This window comes from Streptomyces sp. NPDC020731, from assembly GCF_044334705.1.
Lineage (GTDB): Bacteria > Actinomycetota > Actinomycetes > Streptomycetales > Streptomycetaceae > Streptomyces.
Genome location: NZ_JBIRTN010000016.1, coordinates 180075 through 198434, shown reverse-complemented (window position 1 = coordinate 198434; position 18360 = coordinate 180075). Strand labels below are relative to the sequence as shown.

Annotated in this window: 18 protein-coding genes, 1 rRNA gene and 1 pseudogene; 15 read left to right on the top strand and 5 right to left on the bottom strand. The window is 71.1% G+C overall.

Translation table 11 applies throughout. The features are described 5' to 3' along the window. The 9 genes from rrf to ACH4VX_RS24845 all read left to right on the top strand — a co-directional run. A 5S ribosomal RNA gene (gene rrf / locus ACH4VX_RS24885) occupies positions 1 to 92 on the top strand; the annotation flags it as partial. Positions 93 to 154: 62 nt separating this feature from the next. Further along, positions 155 to 811, top strand: coding sequence for an HAD family hydrolase (locus tag ACH4VX_RS24880; RefSeq protein ID WP_398370167.1), 657 nt, complete (start codon positions 155 to 157; stop codon positions 809 to 811). A 60-nt stretch (positions 812 to 871) separates the two neighbouring features. Continuing rightward, entirely contained in the window at positions 872 to 2101 is a 1230-nt protein-coding gene (locus tag ACH4VX_RS24875) for an MFS transporter (protein ID WP_398370166.1), read from the top strand. Next, positions 2052 to 3224, top strand: coding sequence for an acetoin utilization protein AcuC (locus ACH4VX_RS24870; RefSeq protein WP_398370164.1), 1173 nt, complete (start codon positions 2052 to 2054; stop codon positions 3222 to 3224). The genes ACH4VX_RS24875 and ACH4VX_RS24870 overlap by 50 nt, the downstream gene beginning before the upstream one ends. Positions 3225 to 3305: 81 nt before the next feature. Continuing rightward, a complete protein-coding gene (locus tag ACH4VX_RS24865) occupies positions 3306 to 4121 on the top strand; it encodes a phosphatase (protein WP_398370163.1) in 816 nt (271 codons plus the stop codon). A 129-nt stretch (positions 4122 to 4250) separates the two neighbouring features. Beyond that, positions 4251 to 4463 (top strand): helix-turn-helix domain-containing protein, encoded by a 213-nt coding sequence (locus ACH4VX_RS24860; protein ID WP_004984898.1) that lies wholly within the window; start codon positions 4251 to 4253, stop codon positions 4461 to 4463. A gap of 154 nt (positions 4464 to 4617) precedes the next feature. Continuing rightward, positions 4618 to 4716: a 30S ribosomal protein bS22 gene (locus tag ACH4VX_RS24855; RefSeq protein ID WP_003948845.1), complete on the top strand. Its 99-nt coding sequence runs from the start codon at positions 4618 to 4620 to the stop codon at positions 4714 to 4716. A 169-nt stretch (positions 4717 to 4885) separates the two neighbouring features. Continuing rightward, entirely contained in the window at positions 4886 to 5947 is a 1062-nt protein-coding gene (locus tag ACH4VX_RS24850) for an NAD-dependent epimerase/dehydratase family protein (RefSeq protein WP_398370162.1), read from the top strand. A gap of 14 nt (positions 5948 to 5961) precedes the next feature. Further along, complete coding sequence (locus tag ACH4VX_RS24845) at positions 5962 to 7026, top strand: lysophospholipid acyltransferase family protein (RefSeq protein ID WP_398370160.1); 1065 nt, start codon at positions 5962 to 5964, stop codon at positions 7024 to 7026. Between the two features lie 291 nt (positions 7027 to 7317). Here ACH4VX_RS24845 and ACH4VX_RS24840 read toward each other — a convergent pair whose 3' ends face one another. The 3 genes from ACH4VX_RS24840 to ACH4VX_RS24830 all read right to left on the bottom strand — a co-directional run bounded on the left by ACH4VX_RS24840 (position 7318) and on the right by ACH4VX_RS24830 (position 11116). Beyond that, a complete protein-coding gene (locus ACH4VX_RS24840) occupies positions 7318 to 8568 on the bottom strand; it encodes a DUF5667 domain-containing protein (RefSeq protein ID WP_398370159.1) in 1251 nt (416 codons plus the stop codon). 251 nt (positions 8569 to 8819) lie between these two features. Further along, complete coding sequence (locus ACH4VX_RS24835; protein WP_398370158.1) at positions 8820 to 9671, bottom strand: ECF subfamily RNA polymerase sigma factor, BldN family; 852 nt, start codon at positions 9669 to 9671, stop codon at positions 8820 to 8822. Positions 9672 to 10204: 533 nt separating this feature from the next. Next, on the bottom strand, positions 10205 to 11116 hold the full coding sequence (locus ACH4VX_RS24830) for an HAD family hydrolase (protein ID WP_398370156.1): 912 nt from the start codon (positions 11114 to 11116) through the stop codon (positions 10205 to 10207). A 103-nt stretch (positions 11117 to 11219) separates the two neighbouring features. Between ACH4VX_RS24830 and ACH4VX_RS24825 the strand changes: the two genes are divergently transcribed. The 5 genes from ACH4VX_RS24825 to ACH4VX_RS24805 all read left to right on the top strand — a co-directional run bounded on the left by ACH4VX_RS24825 (position 11220) and on the right by ACH4VX_RS24805 (position 16911). Next, complete coding sequence (locus tag ACH4VX_RS24825) at positions 11220 to 11498, top strand: glutaredoxin family protein (RefSeq protein ID WP_398370154.1); 279 nt, start codon at positions 11220 to 11222, stop codon at positions 11496 to 11498. A 301-nt stretch (positions 11499 to 11799) separates the two neighbouring features. Next, positions 11800 to 12567: a redox-sensing transcriptional repressor Rex gene (locus ACH4VX_RS24820; RefSeq protein WP_398370153.1), complete on the top strand. Its 768-nt coding sequence runs from the start codon at positions 11800 to 11802 to the stop codon at positions 12565 to 12567. After that, a complete protein-coding gene (locus ACH4VX_RS24815) occupies positions 12564 to 14261 on the top strand; it encodes a glutamyl-tRNA reductase (protein ID WP_398370151.1) in 1698 nt (565 codons plus the stop codon). The genes ACH4VX_RS24820 and ACH4VX_RS24815 overlap by 4 nt, the downstream gene beginning before the upstream one ends. Beyond that, positions 14258 to 15217: a hydroxymethylbilane synthase gene (gene hemC, locus ACH4VX_RS24810; protein WP_398370149.1), complete on the top strand. Its 960-nt coding sequence runs from the start codon at positions 14258 to 14260 to the stop codon at positions 15215 to 15217. The genes ACH4VX_RS24815 and hemC overlap by 4 nt, the downstream gene beginning before the upstream one ends. After that, entirely contained in the window at positions 15214 to 16911 is a 1698-nt protein-coding gene (locus ACH4VX_RS24805) for a uroporphyrinogen-III synthase (RefSeq protein ID WP_398370148.1), read from the top strand. Before hemC ends, ACH4VX_RS24805 begins: the two co-directional genes overlap by 4 nt. Before the next feature lie 59 nt (positions 16912 to 16970). Here the strand turns inward: ACH4VX_RS24805 and ACH4VX_RS24800 are convergent, their stop codons facing one another. Together ACH4VX_RS24800 and ACH4VX_RS24795 are read right to left on the bottom strand one after the other, a co-directional pair. Beyond that, positions 16971 to 17177: a DUF397 domain-containing protein gene (locus ACH4VX_RS24800; protein ID WP_398370146.1), complete on the bottom strand. Its 207-nt coding sequence runs from the start codon at positions 17175 to 17177 to the stop codon at positions 16971 to 16973. Next, entirely contained in the window at positions 17174 to 18007 is an 834-nt protein-coding gene (locus ACH4VX_RS24795; RefSeq protein WP_193513641.1) for a Scr1 family TA system antitoxin-like transcriptional regulator, read from the bottom strand. The genes ACH4VX_RS24800 and ACH4VX_RS24795 overlap by 4 nt, the downstream gene beginning before the upstream one ends. Between ACH4VX_RS24795 and ACH4VX_RS24790 the strand changes: the two are divergent. Then, positions 18006 to 18287 (top strand): annotated as a pseudogene (locus tag ACH4VX_RS24790) (hypothetical protein); the annotation flags it as partial. The gene ACH4VX_RS24795 and the pseudogene ACH4VX_RS24790 overlap by 2 nt on opposite strands. Between the last annotated feature and the right edge of the window lie 73 nt (positions 18288 to 18360).

Genomic DNA, 18360 nt, shown 5'->3' with positions numbered 1-18360 from the left:
CGCCCGGTTACATTCCGAACCCGGAAGCTAAGCCTTACAGCGCCGATGGTACTGCAGGGGGGACCCTGTGGGAGAGTAGGACGCCGCCGAACAATTCTTGGAGAAAGCCCCCGTGCCGATGGCACGGGGGCTTTCTGCGTTTAGGGTCGAAGTCATGCGCTATGACCTCGCCATCTTCGACAACGACGGTGTTCTCGTCGACAGTGAGCCGATCTCCAACCGGCTCCTGGCCGCCTTTCTCACCGAACTCGGCCATCCGACCTCGTACGAGGACTCCATCCGTGACTACATGGGCTCCGCCATGCATCGCGTGCACGATCTCGTCGAGGAGCGGACCGGGCAGCGGTTGCCGGCGGACTTCGACGACGTGTTCCACGCCCGGGTCTTCGCCGCGTTCGAGCGGGAGTTGAAGCCGGTCGTCGGCGCCATGGACGTACTCGAGAAACTGGTCGCCGACGGGGTGCCGTACTGCGTGGCCTCGTCCGGGAGCCATGAGCGGATCCGGGTGGGGCACCGCACGACCGGGCTCGACCGGTGGTTCGACGACGAGCGGATCTTCAGCTCGCAGGACGTGGGGCGGGGAAAGCCGGCGCCGGACCTGTTCCTGTACGCGGCCGAGCGGATGGGCGTGGCGCCCGAGCGGTGCCTGGTCGTCGAGGACAGCCCGCTGGGCGTGCAGGCGGCGGTCGCGGCCGGGATGGACGTGTACGGGTTCACCGCGATGACGCCTGCCGGGAGGCTCTCCGGGGCCACAGGGCTCTTCGGGGACATGGGGGAGTTGGTCCCCCTGCTCTCACGAGCGCGAAACTGAGGGTAATTCATCTTTGACCGGATCTACCCACCGGTACCCCCGAGCCCTACGCTCGCCGCCATGACTGATGTGCTGCGGCGCGGCAGGGCCTCGCTGGCGTTCGGCTTCCTCGTGCAGGGCGTCGCCTTCGCCCTGCTCGTGACGCGCATCCCGGCCATCCAGGACCGGTACGGGGTGTCCGACGCGCTGCTGCCGGTCTTCCTCGCCGCCGTGCCGATCCTGGCGGGCGTCGGGAGCGTCACGACGGAGCGGCTGGTGAAGCGGGTGCCGCCGAGCCGGGTGCTGCGCTGGTCGCAGCCGGTGGTGCTGCTGGCGCTGCTGGGCGTCGGGGCGGGCGGGCACATGGTGGGGCTGGGCGTGGCGCTGGCCGCGTTCGGGCTGGCCGTGGGTGCGCTGGACGCGTCGATGAACATGCTCGGGGTGAGTCTGCAGCGGGCGTACGGGCGCAGCATCATGCTGAGTTTTCATGCCGCGTACAGCCTGGGCGGGATCGTCGGGGCGTCGCTCGCGTGGGCGGGGGCGCACTGGGATCTGGCGTTGTGGGTGTCGTATCTGCCGGTGGTGCTGGTGCTGCTGCCGGCCGCGCTGGTCGGCAGCCGGTGGTACGTCGACGGGGGCGAGGAGCCGGCACAGGAGAACAAGAAGGGCGAACAGGCGGCCGACGGCCTCAGGTGGCTGTTGCCGCTGTGCCTGGTGATGACGGTGGCGTACATCGGGGACTCGACGGTCTCCAACTGGAGTGCGAAGTACCTCCAGGACGTGCTGGGGGGTTCGGAGCAGCTGGCGACCGTTCCGTACAACGTCTACATGGTCACCACGCTGCTGGGGCGGGTGATCGGGGATGTCGGGGTGCGGCGGTTCGGTGCTGTGGCGGTGGTGCGGGCGGGGGCGCTGGTGGCGGCGGTGGGGTTCGCCGTGGTGGCCGGGGCTTCGGGGGCGTGGGTGGGGATGCTGGGGTTCACGCTGCTGGGGCTCGGGCTGTGTGTGCTGGTGCCGCAGACCTTCGCGGCGGCCGGGCGGCGGGCTTTCGAGAGTGGTCGTCCGGGAGCTTCGGATGCTGCCGTGGCGCGGCTCAATGTCTTCAATTATGTGGGTTTCCTGATCGGTTCGCCGTTGGTCGGGGCGCTCGGCGACGCCTGGAGCTACCGCGGGGCGATGCTTGTGCCGATGGTGTTGGTGCTGGTGACGCTCGTGTACGCCAGGTCGTTCGCGACTGAACCGGACCGATACGGTGGCGGGCATGAGCGGGCGCGTACAGCTGATGTGGGACGAGGCAGTAACGGGCTATGACTTCGGCCGGGACCATCCGATGGACCCGGTCCGGCTGGCGCTGACCCGGAGTCTGGTCGGTGCTCTGGGGCTCGACCGTGAGGTGGAGGTGGTCGCCGCGAAGGCGGCCGGGGAGTCGACGCTGCGGCTCGTCCACCGGGAGGACTACATCGAGGCGGTGCGGGCCGCGTCGGCGGACCCGGCGGCCGCTGACCAGTCGTACGGGCTGGGGACGCTGGACGATCCCGCGTTCGCCGGGATGCACGAGGTGTCGGCGCTGATCGCGGGGCAGTCCGTGGGCGCGGCGGAGGCGGTGTGGCGCGGGGACGCGCCGCACGCGGTGAACTTCGCGGGCGGGCTGCACCACGCCATGCCGGGCGCGGCCTCCGGCTTCTGCGTGTACAACGACGCCGCGCTGGCGATCGCGCGGCTGCTGGAGCTGGGCGCGGAGCGGGTCGCGTACGTCGATGTCGACGTGCACCACGGGGACGGGGTGCAGGCGGCGTTCTGGGAGGATCCGCGCGTGCTGACGATCTCGCTGCACGAGCATCCGCGGACGCTGTTCCCGCAGACCGGGTGGCCGGAGGAGACCGGGGCGGGTGGCGCGGAGGGCGGCGCGGTCAACGTGGCGCTGCCGGCCGGGACCGGGGACGCGGGGTGGCTGCGGGCGTTCCACTCCGTCGTGCCGGAGCTGATCGCGGACTTCCGGCCGCAGGTGCTGGTGACGCAGCACGGGGCCGATACGCATTTCGAGGATCCGCTGGCGCACCTGGCGGTGTCGCTGGACGCGCAGCGGGCGGTGCAGGTGGCGTGCCACGAGCTGGCGCACGAGTACGCCGACGGTCGCTGGGTGGCGCTGGGCGGTGGCGGTTACGCGGTGGTGGAGGTCGTGCCGCGGTCCTGGACCCATCTGGTGGGCATCGCGGCCGAGCGGCCGGTGGACCCCACGACGGTGATCCCCGAGGGCTGGCGGCAGGAGGTGTACGCCCGGACCCGGCAGCCGGCGCCCCGGCGGATGACGGACGGGCGGTGGCCGGTGTCCTGGGCCGCGTGGGACGAGGGGTACGACCCGGCGGACCGCCTGGACCAGGCGATCCTGGCGGCGCGGCGGGCGGTGTTCCCGTTGCGGGGGCTGCTGCCGTAGGAGCGGTGCCCGTTACTCCGACCGTGCGGTGTCCGCCGGTTCCGGGCGCGCCCCGATCCCGTGTCCCGCACCATCGCTTCCGTGCTGACCACCGCTGACCTCCGCGCGCATCTCCTCACGGCCCGGCTCGCCGGGGTCGTGGGCACGACGCGGGAGGAGAGCCTGCGGAGTTACCGGTTGTTCGCCGCCCGGGATCCGCGTCTGCTGATCGGGTTGGACCCCGAATGGGTATGGGGTGAGCGGGAGTTGCTCGCTTTGATGGCGGACAGGTGTGGAGTTTCGGCCGATCCCGCGCACACCTCCGGCCATGATGTGATCGACCCCGAGCGGACCCTGGCCGCCCTGGACGCCTTCGCGGAGCGGCTGGCGGTCGTTGCGGAGCGTGGCGGGCCGGTGCTGCTCGGCACCGGTCATCCGCACCGGCTGCTCGGCTTCTACGCCGCTCTGGCAGACGCCTTGTCGGCGGCGGGATGTGCCGTCCTCACCCCCGCACGGGGTCGCTGTGTCGACATAACGACCCGGTTCGGTCTACGCACGTACAACCTCGACTACGTACGAGGAGTCGGGCTCGTCCGGGGCGCGACCGCGGAACGCCCCGGTTGTGAGCCCGGCGCACACACGCACTCCCCCCTCCCGGTTCGGACCGCGCTCGTCGCGGCGGCCGACGCCGGCGGACCGCTTCCGGAGTTGGTGATCGGAGACCACGGCTGGGTATGCGGGGCAGGTCAGCTGGGGTTCGAGGCCGTCGGCCCGGCCGATGTGAACGACCCCGCGCCGTTCGTCGGCGAGGCCGAGGGGGCCGTATCCCTCGTCGTTCCACTTGATGACGGCGTGCGGTCCGATTACTACCTGCCGTTGACCCGCTACATACTCAATCGAGCGTGTCTGTCACAGTAGGCCGCCGATGGGTGCACCTCTTCCCCACTCGCATCACCCGCCCCTACATTGGGGAGTGAGCACGCAGCGACGAAGAGTCACCGGAAGGGGAAGCCGGTGGCCGTCGAGTGCGGAAGGTTCAGGTGTGTCATGGCTGCAGCTGGCGAGAGGCCTCTGAACGAGGTTCAGTTCCTTACCGTGGCGGAAGTCGCCTCGGTGATGCGAGTGTCGAAGATGACCGTGTACCGGCTGGTGCACAGTGGTCATCTGCCCGCGATCCGGGTGGGGCGGTCCTTCCGCGTCCCGGAGCAAGCGGTTCACGAGTACCTCCGCGAGAGCTACGTGGGGGTGGAAACCGCCTGACGGCGATCCGGGGAGGTCCGTACCGGGCACTCACGGGCCTCCCCGGTCACCTCGATTACGGTCTCGGCGCTCGGGCGGGTAGGCTAGCCCCTCGTAGGTCGTGTGGGCCCATGGCGCCCAAACACCGAGTGATGAGAAGTGAGCGAGGGTAGTCGTGGGCTCTGTTATCAAGAAGCGGCGCAAGCGGATGGCCAAGAAGAAGCACCGCAAGCTGCTCAAGCGCACGCGCGTCCAGCGTCGCAACAAGAAGTAAGCGACAGCGCGAGAGCGTGTCCAGTGGCCCCCCACCGCACCTCGGTGGGGGGCCACTGCCATTCGTACGTCCGGGGCTGTCGTCACTTCAAGCATCCGGTCGGCACCACAGAGCGACGACGACCCGATAGGTTGGCCGTCGGGAGCAGGGCGAGAGGAAGGCGCTGATCTTGGGAAAGGTCGTGCTCGTGACCGGGGTGGCCCGTCAGCTGGGGGGCCGTTTCGTCCGGCGGATCCTGCGGGATCCCGAGGTGGACCGGGTCGTCGCCGTGGACGCGGTCCCGCCCGAGCACCACCTGGGCGGCGCCGACTTCGTCCAGGGGGACATCCGCCAGCCCACCATCGCGCGGGTGCTCGCCGAGTCGGGCGCCGACACGGTCGTCCACCTCGACGTGACGGGCACGCCGCTCGGCAGCGGCGGCCGGACCGCGCTGAAGGAGACCAACGTCATCGGCACCATGCAGCTGCTCGGTGCCTGCCAGAAGTCCCCGAACATCAAGCGGCTGGTCGTGAAGTCCAGTACGAACGTCTACGGTTCCGCGCCCCGCGACCCGGCGGTCTTCACCGAGTCGACCCCGCCCAAGTCCCTGCCCAGCGGAGGCTTCGCGAAGGACACGGTCGAGGTCGAGGGGTACGTGCGCGGCTTCGCGCGCCGCCGTCCGGACGTCGCCGTGTGCGTGCTGCGGTTCGCCAACATCCTGGGCCCGGCCGCGGACAGCCCGCTCGCCTCGTACTTCTCGCTGCCGGTGCTGCCGACCGTGTTCGGCTACGACCCCCGGCTGCAGTTCGTGCACGAGGACGACGTCATCGAGGTGCTGCGGATCGGCTCGCACGAACCCCGGAGATCCACGCTCAACAGCGGCACCTTCAACATCGCCGGTGACGGCGTGCTGCTGCTCTCGCAGTGCTCGCGGCGGCTCGGCCGGCCGACCGTGCCACTGCTGCTTCCCGCGGTCACCTGGGCAGGTTCGCTGGTGCGTACGCTGGGGATGACGGACTTCTCGCCCGAGCAGATCCGGCTGCTCACACACGGGCGGGTGGTGGCGACGGACCAGATGCGGGAGACGCTGGGCTTCACCCCGAAGTACTCGACCGCCGAAACGTTCGCGGACTTCGTGCGCAGTCGCGGCCCCGGGCTGCTTCCGCCGGAGACGCTCGTGAGGGCCGTCGACCGGATCGCCGCGCTGCCCCTGCCGGGCAGCGGTCACCCCCCGACGCAGAGCGCCAACTGAGGAGCGCAGCAACGATGGCGGACGCCAAGGTCATTCCGTTCGACGACGACCACCGCTCGCGCGGGGGTGCCACGCAGCGCCCGTCGCGCCGCCGGGGCGCGGGGGGCCGGCGCCAGGGCGGCGCGCAGCCCGCGGCGGTCGGGGACGTCCAGCCGCTGCCGGGTGTGGCGTCCGTGCAGGATGATGAACCGGTGACCGGTGTGGACGAGCAGCCCCAGGAGCCGGCAGGCGACGGCGCCGGCGGCCTGGAGCAGCGGGTCGCGAGCGGTCTGGCGTTTCTGCGCCGTCGGCTCACCGGGGACTACGACGTCGACGACTTCGGCTACGACGAGGAGCTCACCGACCAGGTCCTGATGTCCCTGCTGCGGCCGATGTACGAAAAGTACTTCCGGGTCGAGGTGAAGGGCGTCGAGAACATCCCCTCGGAGGGCGGCGCGCTGATCGTCGCCAACCACTCCGGGACGGTGCCGGTGGACGGTCTGATGATGCAGGTCGCCGTCCACGACCGTCATCCGGCCGGCCGTCATCTGCGGCTGCTCGCGGCGGACCTGGTGTTCATGCTGCCGGTGGTCAACGAACTCGCCCGCAAGCTCGGGCACACCCTGGCCTGCGCGGAGGACGCCGAACGCCTGCTCGGGCAGGGTGAGCTGGTGGGGGTGATGCCGGAGGGGTTCAAGGGCATCGGGAAGCCGTTCGGCGAGCGGTACAAGCTGCAGCGGTTCGGGCGCGGCGGGTTCGTCTCGACGGCGCTGCGGCAGGGCGCCCCGATCATCCCGTGCTCGATCGTCGGGGCGGAGGAGATCTACCCGATGATCGGCAACGCGAAGACGCTGGCGCGGGTGCTGGGCTTTCCGTACTTCCCGCTGACGCCGACGTTTCCGTGGCTGGGCCCGCTGGGCGCGATTCCGCTGCCGACGAAGTGGACGATCCAGTTCGGTGAGCCGATCCCGACGGACGGTTATCCGCCGGAGGCGGCGGACGACCCGATGCTGATGTTCAACCTGACCGACCAGGTCAGGGAGCAGATCCAGCACACGCTGTACAAGTTGCTGGTGCAGCGGCGGTCGGTGTTCTTCTGAGGCGCGTTGTACCGACCGGGTGAGGTGAGGCGACGGGCGGAGTCCGGCGCAGCTGTGCGAAGCCTGCGGAGCAGTGCGAGGGCAGCAGGCAGGAGGGGTCAAGTTGCTGGTGCAGCGGCGGTCGGTGTTCTTTTGAGGGGGTGCCCCTTTTTGACCTCGGGGGCGCGGGAGAGCTCGGTGCGACGGGTTGTGTGGCGGGTGCGGGCCGGTCGTGGTTGTTCGCGCAGTTCCCCGCGCCCCTGAAGGGCGCAGTTCCCGCCCCTGGGAGGGGCGGGAACTGCGTATCCGGTCCTACTCGGCGTCCTCGCTGTCGATGCCCAGGCCGGGGAGGAGGCCGGGGAGGAGGGGCGGGAGGGTGACGTCGGGGGCGGAGGGCGGGGTGATGCCGCCCGTCCCCGGTGGCGGGGTGGTGACGGTGGCGCTCTCCTTGGGCGGGTCGAGCAGGCCGCCGGTGTTGCCGCCGAGCAGGCCGTCGCTCTCGCGGTCGGCGTCGGCGGAACCGGACGGACCGGTACTGCCGGCGCCGCTCTCGTCGGGGGTGCCGTCGCCGGTGCCGGAGGACTGCGAGGGGCCCGTGCCGGACGGGGCGTCGGACGCCGGACCGGAGTCGCGCCGCCGTGCGCCGTCGTCGTCCTCGTCGGCCGGGGGCCGGGGGAGCAGCGACCGCAGCGGGGCGACGTCTTCGTCTATGGCGTCGAACACCGACGAGACCTGCTCGCTCACGTCCCCCAGCTGCACGGGCAGCCGGTCGCGCAGGGTGCCCCAGCTCTGGCGGTGTGCCTGGGAGAAGGAGGAGAGCGCCTGCATGGGGCTCAGGGAGTCCGGGTCGCGCTCGTAGGCCTCGCGCAGCAGCCGGTGGCCCTCGGCGGCGTCGTGCCGCATGCCGGAGAGGGCGCGGCGGATCTCGCCGAGGGACTCGTGGTCGAGGGGGCCGCTGCGGTCGCGCTCCATCAGCCGACGGGCTTCGCCGAGACGGGTGGAGGCGTGGTCGAGGTAGACCCGGCCACGCTCGTCGTCGCCGTCGGCGAGGCCGAGCTTGACGTCCTCGATGCCGCGCTTGACTCCGTAGAGGGAGTCACCGGGCAGGGCGTCGGAGCTGGCGACGGCGACTCCGCCGAGGGCGCCGGCGGCGACGCCGACGGTGAGTCCGCCCGCGGTGAGCCCTTTGGCCAGCCGCGACCGTGGTCGCAGCTTGCCCAGTGGGGTCGCCCGGTGGGTGCCCCCGGCCCGGCGCGAGCGCTGTCCGGGTACGGCCTGATCCCTCGCCTCGCCCGCAGCGGTGCCCTCCTGGAGCATGGCCTCGAACGCGGCCACCAGCTGGGCCCGCTGGACGACCTTGACCTCGGGGTCCAGTTCCGGTTTGGGCAGCGCGCCGAGGCCGGAGGCCAGCGTGAGCAGCTGTGCCTGCCCGGTCTCCGCGGCGGCGGCCGGGGCCGGTGCCGATCCTTCGGACTGCTCGGCCGCCGTGCCCCGGTCGGACTGCTCCTCCAGGGCCTGGGCGAAGGCGTTCGCCCGCCGGTGCGCCGATACGTTCGCGATCACTGGCGGCACCTCCTCTCGTCATCACGGTCGACTCCCCAGGGGGTTCTGAGGGTTCCCCGCCCTGACCGGGGCCATACGATCGAGTGATCGAAGCCGGTCAGGGGGTGACCACAGGGAGCCTGTATCCCGCACAACGAGTGGCGCGGCACTTGGGTTACGGACCCGGGATGACCGAATGAGGAAGCCAACCGTGTTTCACGTACCGCGAGTTGGGTGTCGCGGAGCATGTTCCGGCCGGCGGGTGTGTTCGGTCAGCGGGCGTCGTCCGGGAGGAGCCGGGCGAGGGTGCGGACGGCCCGGTACTGGAGGGTCTTGATGGCGCCCTCGTTCTTGCCCATCACACGGGCGGTCTCGGCGACGGACAGACCCTGGAGGAATCGGAGCGTGACGCACTCCTGCTGTTGGGGGTTGAGTCGTCGTACGGCATCGAGGAGGGCGGCGTTGGACAGTGACTCGAGAACGGAATCCTCGGGGGAGCGCTCGACCTCGTTGGCGTCGAGCATCTCCCCGGTGGTGACCTCGAGGCGGAAGCGGCTGGACTTGAAGTGGTCGGCGACGAGGTTGCGGGCGATGGTCACCAGCCAGGCGCCGAAGTCGCGGCCCTGCCAGGTGAAGGTGCCGATGCGGCGCAGTGCGCGCAGAAAGGTCTCGCTGGTGAGGTCCTCGGCGGTCGCCTTGCCGCCCACCCGGTAGTAGATGTAGCGGTAGACGGTGTCGCTGTACTGGTCGTACAGCCGCCCGAAGGCCTCGGCCTCGCCGGCCTGGGCGCGCTCGACGAGGTCCATCATCCGGGCGCTGTCGCTGTCGGCGGCGGGGCGGCGGGCGGTGGGGGCGCCGGTGGTCGTCCTGGCGGCGGCCCCTCTGGCCGCGCCCTTGGCCGCGGCGGCGGGCGCTGTGGAGGGTGCCGCGGAGTGGCGCCCCCGTCTGCCGACCGCGGCGCTGCCGTCGGCGAGGGCGTAGCACGGGCCGGCGGCGGGGGCGGTGGCGAATGCGGGGACTGCGTGCGCGGTGGGGACGATGCCGCGCAGCAGGTCTCGGGCTGTCGCGACTGTCGCGCGCAGCGTAGCCAGGCCCGAGGCGTCAACCCCGACATGTGGGTACACGGGACTCCCAGAGGCAGAGCTTCCATCACGTGCAGTGCGGGACCGTTCACCCGTCGTGGCTATGGGTGGGTACCGGATTGCGTCTGAGGAGAATAACGCTTCGTACAGGCTCTGCTACACCGAGTTGCTCAAATCACCGATTGCGTCGCTTCTGTAACCGGTTGATGGGCGATCAGGTGCGGTCTGGTGACCGGTTGTTGACCGGAATCGTTCGTGTTTCGTGGCGGTGTGGGGCGGGTTGTGGCCGTGTGCAGCCAAGAGGGCTGGACAGGGGGGTTGCGGGGTACGGGAGTCGGATTGGCCGGGTGTTGACCGGTTGCGCGGTCATGTGGCCGGTCGGGGGTGTTCGCGCGGCCCGGCGCTTGCGGGGTGCCTCCCCCGGAGGGGGTACCCCCGGTCCGTCCGTGCCGCCCCAGCGGCACGACTGCCCGCGGGGCGGCGGGATGCGGCGGCTGCCCGTGGGGGCGGCAGCGGTGGAATGCGGCGGTTGTTCGTGGGAGTAGGGGCTGCGGGTGGTCGTGGTCTCGTGCGGGTCAGCGGCGTTTGCGGTGGAGGGCGATGGCGGCTGCCGTGCCGCCGGCCACCGCGCCCACGCCCGCCGCCGCCGGGATGCCGACCTTGGCCGCCTTGCGGCCGGTGCGGTAGTCGCGCAGGCGCCAGTCCATGCGGCGGGCGTGCTTGCGGAGCTTGGAGTCCGGGTTGATCGCGTACGGGTGGCCCACCAGCGACAGCATCGGGATGTCGTTGTGCGAGTCGCTGTACGCCGCGCAGCGGCCGAGGTCCAGTTCCTCCGCCAGCGCCAGCGCGCGTACCGCCTCCGCCTTCGCTGGACCGTGCAGCGGTTCGCCCACCAGTTTGCCCGTGTACACGCCGTCGACCGACTCCGCGACCGTCCCCAGCGCCCCGGTCAGCCCCAGCCGGCGCGCGATCACCTGCGCGATCTCCACCGGTGCCGCCGTCACCAGCCACACCCGCTGCCCCGCGTCCAGGTGCGCCTGTGCCAGCGCCCGGGTCCCCGGCCAGATCCGCTCGGCCATGTACTCGTCGTAGATCTCCTCGCCGATGGACTGCAGCTCGGAGACGCGGTGGCCCTGGACGATGGAGAGCGCCGAGTCGCGGGCCTCCTGCATGTGCTCGGGGTCCTCGACCCCGGCCAGCCGGAACCACGCCTGCTGCCAGGCGAACCGGGCGAGGTCGCGGGTCTCGAAGAACTTCCGCTTGTACAGGCCCCGCCCGAAGTGGAACAGGGCCGCGCCCTGCATCACCGTGTTGTCCAGGTCGAAGAACGCGGCGGCCCGTTCGTCGCCGGGTACCGGGAATTCGGGTTCGCGTTCGGAAATCTCCTGGGTGGACTTCCGTGCGGCCTCCGCCGAGGCCTCGCCTGCCAACACGCTCCGCGCCGTGGCGGAGCGCCTACGGGGAGTGAGCCATCCGAGAGCGGCCATGGCGTGAGCATAGCCAGTCGACGAGGATGTTCCGGAGCCGAGAGGTTCGAGCCTCGTGAACTCCCCGGGTCCGGGAGTCGGGGCGCGCGCGACAATGGCCCGTATGAGCCCTCTCTTCCGCCGCAACGCCCCGGCCGCCCCGCGGGACCGGCTCGTCACCCTCGTCCGCAAGCCCGGCTGTCATCTGTGCGACGACGCGCAGGTGGTGGTGGAGAAGGTGTGCGGAGAGCTCGGTGTCCCGTGGGAGCGCAAGGACATCACCCAGGACCAGGAGCTGCACGACCGGTACTGGGAGCAGATCCCCGTCGTTCTCGTCGACGGCCGTCAGCACACCTTCTGGCGCGTGAACGAGGACCGTCTCCGCAAGGCCCTCGCCGACTGACCGGCCAGTCCAAACCGACCGGAAAGTCGCTTAGGATCGATGGTGACTTGGTCTCGGGGGCGGGATTCACAGAGGAGAGTGTGCGGTTTTGCCCCCAGAAGAAAAGGAACGGTGGTGCTCGCGCGCCGGTTCCTCGCGAGTGCGCCGGGGGCGCGTGACCCCGGTCACGTTGGCCGGGCAAATCGGACACAATCTTTGTGCACGCGTTCACAAAGACATAGCCTGCATTCGACGGGGCGGTCCGGGGACGTATGACCTGACGTATGACCGCCTGAAGCCCCGCTCTACCCGCAGGAGCACCGTGGCAACTGGCCGAACTCACCGACCGGCGACCCGTAGCCGAGGGATTCCCGAGGCCACCGTCGCCCGCCTTCCGCTGTACCTCCGCGCCCTCACCGCGCTCTCCGAGCGCTCGGTGCCCACGGTCTCCTCGGAGGAACTGGCGGCCGCCGCGGGGGTCAACTCCGCGAAGCTGCGCAAGGACTTCTCCTACCTGGGCTCGTACGGGACCAGGGGCGTCGGCTACGACGTCGAGTACCTCGTGTACCAGATCTCCCGTGAGCTCGGCCTGACCCAGGACTGGCCGGTCGTGATCGTGGGAATCGGTAACCTCGGCGCCGCCCTCGCCAACTACGGCGGGTTCGCCTCCCGTGGTTTCCGGGTCGCCGCGCTGATCGACGCCGACCCCGCGATGGCCGGGAAGCCCGTCGCCGGCATCCCGGTCCAGCACACCGACCAGCTCGAGTCGATCATCACGGACAACGGCGTGTCGATCGGCGTGATCGCGACCCCCGCCGGCGCCGCCCAGCAGGTCTGCGACCGTCTCGTGGCCGCCGGTGTCACCTCCATCCTGAACTTCGCGCCGACCGTGCTGACCGTTCCGGACGGTGTCGACGTGCGCAAGGTGGACCTCTCCATCGAGCTGCAGATCCTCGCCTTCCACGAGCAGCGCAAAGCCGGTGAGGAGGCGGCGGCCGGGACCGCCGTCGCCCCGGCCGCCGTTGCCCGCAAGAACTCCGCCACCGACCAGGGGCCCGACGGGGACGTACCCGCCGTGATGCCGGCATGAGTCTCCTCGTCGTCGGACTGAGCCACCGCAGCGCGCCGGTCAGCGTGCTGGAGCGGGCCTCGCTGAACGCGGACGCGCAGACCAAGCTGCTGCAGGACACGGTCGCCGCGGAGCCCGCCGCCGAGGGCGCGGTCCTCGCCACCTGCAACCGCATCGAGCTGTACGCCGACGTGGACAAGTTCCACGCCGGTGTCGCCGAGCTGTCCACGCTGCTCGCCCAGCACAGCGGGGTCGGCCTGGAGGAGCTCACTCCTTATCTCTATGTGCACTACGAGGACCGGGCCGTCCACCACCTGTTCTCGGTGGCCTGCGGCCTCGACTCGATGGTCGTGGGCGAGGGCCAGGTCCTCGCCCAGATCAAGGACGCGCTCGCCCGCGCACAGGAGCTGCACACCGCCGGACGGCTGCTGAACGACCTGTTCCAGCAGGCGCTGCGGGTCGGCAAGCGGGCCCACTCCGAGACCGGTATCGACCGCGCCGGACAGTCCCTGGTCACCTTCGGCCTGGAGCAGCTGGCCGTCGGCGCGCCCGTCGAGACCTGGGTACGGGACAAGAAGGCCCTGGTCATCGGTGCCGGTTCGATGTCCTCGCTGGCCGCGGCCACGCTCGCGCGGGCCGGTGTCGGCGAGATCGTGATCGCCAACCGCACGCCCGAGCGTGCCGAGCGTCTTGCACAGATCCTCGCCGAGGGCGACGACACGGACGTGCTGGCCCGCGCGGTCCCGATGGGATCGGTGCCGTTCGAGCTGACACGTGCCGACGTCGTCGTCTCCTGCACCGGCGCGACGGGACTGGTCCTCACGGCCGACGCGATCGCCGCGGGTGTGGAGAGCCGTATCGGACAGCAGCCGGTCGTCGACCTGGACGACGAGGCCGCCGAGGCTCCGCTCCCGCCCACCTCCGTGGGCGCGGAGGAGGGCTGCCCGCTGGACCTGTCCGCCGTACGGCCCGGTTTCTCCGTGATGGGCGAGGCCGCCGTCGCCGGTATGGACGCGGCGACGCTGGAGCAGCACGCCACGTGGGCCGCGGGGACGACCGTCGACCGCCGCCGGGCCGGCCGCGGCGGTCCGGAGGCCGACGCCGAGCTGATCGGCGCGCTCGTCGCGACCGCTTCCGCCGTCGGCCGGATCCCCGAGCGGCGCCGTCCGGAGCCGGTGGCCGAGCCGCCGCGCCCCGAGCCCGTGCTGTTCCTGCTGGACCTCGCGATGCCGCGCGACATCGACGCGGCCGCGCACCGCCTCGCCGGTGTGCGCCTCGTCGACATCGAGTCGCTCGCCGAGGCGTCCGCGGACGCTCCGATGGCTGCCGATGTGGACCAGGTCCGGCGTATCGTCTCCGACGAGGTCGCCGCGTTCGGGGCGGCACAGCGGGCGGCGCACATCACGCCGACCGTCGTCGCCCTGCGCACCATGGCGGCCGATGTGGTGGCCGGCGAGATCGCCCGACTGGAGGGGCGGCTTCCCGGCCTGGACGACAAGCACCGCGCGGAGATCACCCAGACCGTGCGGCGGGTGGTCGACAAGTTGCTCCACGCGCCGACGGTACGGGTCAAGCAGCTCGCGGCCGAGCCCGGCGGCGCCGGGTACGCGGACGCGTTGCGCACCCTGTTCGACCTCGACCCCGAGACGGTGGCCTCCGTCTCCCGAGCCGAGGAAAGCACCGAGAAGAACGCAAGGAACCGAGGGCCGGCATGACTGAGAAGGCACTGAGGCTGGGGACGCGGCGGAGCAAGCTCGCCATGGCCCAGTCCGGGCAGGTGGCGGAAGCCGTGAGCCAGGTGACCGGACGGCCCGTCGAGCTCGTCGAGATCACCACGTACGGTGACGTCTCGCGCGAGCACCTCGCGCAGATCGGCGGCACGGGGGTGTTCGTGGCCGCGCTGCGCGAGGCGCTGGCGCGGGGCGAGGTGGACTTCGCGGTGCACTCGCTGAAGGACCTGCCGACCGCGCAGCCCGACGAACTGGTCGTGGCGGCCATACCGGTGCGCGAGGACCCGCGCGACGTGATGGTCACGCGGGACGCGCTGAAGCTCACCGATCTGCCGCGCGGCGCCCGTATCGGCACCGGTTCGCCGCGCCGCATGGCGCAGCTGAACGCGTACGCGCGCAGCCACGGCATGGACATCGAGACGGTCCCGATCCGGGGCAACGTCGACACCCGCATCGGGTACGTCATGAAGGGCGAACTCGATGCCGTGGTGCTGGCCGCCGCCGGAATGAACCGGATCGGACGCAGTGACGAGGTGACCGACTTCCTGTCGGTCGACACGGTTCTGCCCGCCCCCGGCCAGGGGGCACTGGCGATCGAATGCGCCGCGGACAACGCGGAGCTGATCGCCGCGCTCGCCGAGCTCGACGACCCGTTCACGCGGGCCGCCGTGACGGCCGAGCGCTCCCTGCTCGCCGCCCTGGAGGCCGGCTGCAGCGCACCCGTGGGGGCGCTGGCCGACTTGCTGGCCGACGGGCAGATTGTCAAGGAGATGCGCCTGCGCGGCGTCGTCGGCTCGACCGACGGCTCGACGCTGGTGCAGCTGTCCACCACCGGTCCCGTGCCCGAGACGCACGAGGCGGCGATGGCGCTCGGTCGCGACCTCGCCGCCGAGATGCTCTCGCAGGGCGCGGCCGGTCTGATGGGGGAGCGAGCACAGTGAGCCCCACCACCCTTCCCGCCCCTCCGGAACACGGGCACGTCACCTTCCTCGGTGCCGGACCCGGGGATCCGGGACTGCTGACCCTGCGCGCCGTGGAGGCGCTGGCGAACGCGGACGTCCTCGTCGCCGAGCACGAGGTGCTCGACGTCGTACGCACGCACGCGAGGCGGGGCGTCGCCGAAGTGCACACGGACGCCGATACGTCGGATCCAGGCACGGGTACGCCCCAGCTGACGGTCGTTGACGGCGCGTCAACAACCGCCGGTGCCCCCGCGATGCGGGATGCGGCACATCTTGTCATGGAGGCCGCGCGGGGCGGCAGGCGGGTCGTGCGTGCGGTGTCCGGTGATCCCGGGCTCGACGCGTACGCCGCCGGAGAGATGCTGGCGTGCGCCTCGGCAGGGGTGCCGTTCGAGGTCGTCCCCGGTGTCGCGACGGCGGTCGGCGTACCCGCGTACGCCGGTGTGCCGCTGCGCGACGCCGAGGGCGCGGACGTGCGGTTCGTCGACGCGCGGACGGCGTCCGACCGGTGCTGGACCGAGGTCGGGGCGTCGGACGGCACGGTGGTCGTCTCCACCACGCTGGACTCCGTGGCCGCCGCGGCGGGCGAACTGGTGTCCGCCGGACGCAAGCCCGACACCCCGCTGACGGTGACGGTCGCCGGTACGACGACCCGGCAGCGCACCTGGACGGCGACGCTCGGAACGATCGCGCAGATGCTGAAGCAGGCGAAGGTGCTGCCCTCCCCGGAGGGCGGCCGGCCGGTGATAGCCGTGGTCGGTGAGCGCAGTGCCGCCGCCCAGCGGGACCGGCTGGCGTGGTTCGAGTCCAAGCCGCTGTTCGGCTGGAAGGTGCTCGTACCGCGCACGAAGGAGCAGGCGGCGTCGCTCTCCGACCAACTGCGGTCGTACGGGGCCGTGCCGCACGAGGTGCCGACGATCGCCGTCGAGCCGCCGCGCACGCCCCAGCAGATGGAGCGGGCGGTCAAGGGCCTGGTGACGGGCCGCTACGAGTGGATCGCGTTCACCTCGGTCAACGCGGTGAAGGCGGTCCGCGAGAAGTTCGAGGAGTACGGCCTCGACGCGCGTGCCTTCGCGGGGATCAAGGTCGCGGCGGTGGGCGAGCAGACGGCGAACGCGCTGATCGCCTTCGGAGTGAAGCCGGACCTGGTGCCGAGCGGTGAGCAGTCGGCGGCGGGTCTGCTGGAGGACTGGCCTCCGTACGACCCGGTCTTCGACCCGATCGACCGGGTCTTCCTGCCCCGTGCCGACATCGCCACGGAGACGCTGGTCGCGGGCCTGATCGAGCTGGGCTGGGAGGTCGACGACGTCACGGCCTACCGGACCGTGCGCGCGTCGCCGCCCCCGGCGGAGACCCGCGAGGCGATCAAGGGCGGCGGCTTCGACGCGGTGCTGTTCACGTCGTCGTCGACGGTCCGGAACCTGGTGGGCATCGCGGGCAAGCCGCACAACGTGACGGTGATCGCCTGCATCGGCCCGGCGACGGCGAAGACGGCCGAGGAGCACGGCCTGCGCGTGGACGTGATGGCTCCCGAGCCGTCGGTCCACAAGCTGGCGGAGGCCCTGGCCGACTTCGGCACGCGGCGCCGGCTGGCCGCGCTGGACGCCGGCGACCCGGTGACCCGGCCGAGCGAGCGGCGGCCGGGGGCGCGGAGGCGGCGGTCGACGACCTGATCCCGGCGAGCGGCGGGGCGGGTGCAGCACGCGTGTGTGCTGTGCCCGCCCCGTTCGCGTCAGCTGCCCGAGGCGTACGGCAGGAAGGTCGCCCAGGTGGTGGGGGCGAGGGCGAGGCGAGGGCCGTCCGGGATTTTGGAGTCGCGTACGTGGACGGTTGCCAAGGTAGTGGCGACTTCGACACAGGAGGGGGTGTCTGCACCGCTGTAGCTGCTCTTTATCCACTTGAGCACTGTCTCGTCCCTGGAGGCGGGCTTGAAGCTCATGGCTCTCCCAGCATTTTCTCGATGAAGGCCAGGGACTCTTCGGGAGTGAGGGCTTGGGAGCGGATGGCCCCGTAACGGATCTCAAGGATCTGAACGAGCTTGGGGTCGACGATCGAACGACTGGTGAGCTGAACCTCGTTGTAGCCCACGGTGATGCCTTCCTTGAGCCTGAGTACCCGGAACGGGCCATCGACCCCGGCGTTCGCCTCGCGCCCAAGAGGCATGACCTGAAGGTCAACGTTCAGCAACCCGCCCAACCGCAACAGCTGTTCGAGTTGCTTGCGCATCACCATTGTGCCCCCGTACGGGCGCCGCAAGGTCGACTCGCACTGGACGAAGCTGAAGACCGGCAACGTGGCGGTGCAGTCCATGATCTCTTGGCGTGCCGCCCGCGCAGTGACCTGCTGCTCCAGTTCTTCCTTCGTGAACGGCGGACGCCGTGAGCCGAACACCGCACGCGCGTATTCCTCGGTCTGCAACAACCCGTCGATGACCGAGTTGTTGTAAGAGCAGATCTCGACGGCTTCCGCTTCCAGGCGCTTCACGTCCCGCACCTTCTTCGGGTACCGGACCTCCGCCACGTCCTTCTTCATCGCGGCGATCTTGCCGCCCGCGCCGAGGACCTCATCCGCCGCGTCCAGGTACTCCGGGCGGGGAATCCGCCGCCCCCGCTCCACGCAGGAGACCGTCTCCTCCCCGTACTTGATCGCCGCCCCGAACTCCGCCTGGGTGAGGCCGGCCGCCTCCCGCCACAGCTTCAGCTGCCGGGTGACCGTACGCATCACGGCCCCGGCCTCTTCGTCGTCCAGCCCCGCTTCCCACTCACCCATGTTCGCCGCCTCCCGTCGCGCGCCCTTCCCCGGACCAACTCCGGCCGCCCGCGCGCGGTCACCCCGGGCAGGGCGGACAGAAACCGGACAGCCGGCGTACAGCCACCGGCCGTACGAGCTGCCCGTATTCACAGTGTGCACACGCGTGAGCACACTGGGTGGCGAGAATCTGGAACTCCGCATCGCGGACAGAGAAGGGAACCCCATGACGACGCTCACCCCCGAAACCCCCTGGGCGCTGCGCCTGGTCACCGACCGGCTGCCGGTCGGGCCGCCGCCGTACGCGACGGTGGCGCTCGACCCCGTCACCCAGACCGCCCGCTACACCTGGTGCGCTGGACTGGCGCCGGGGC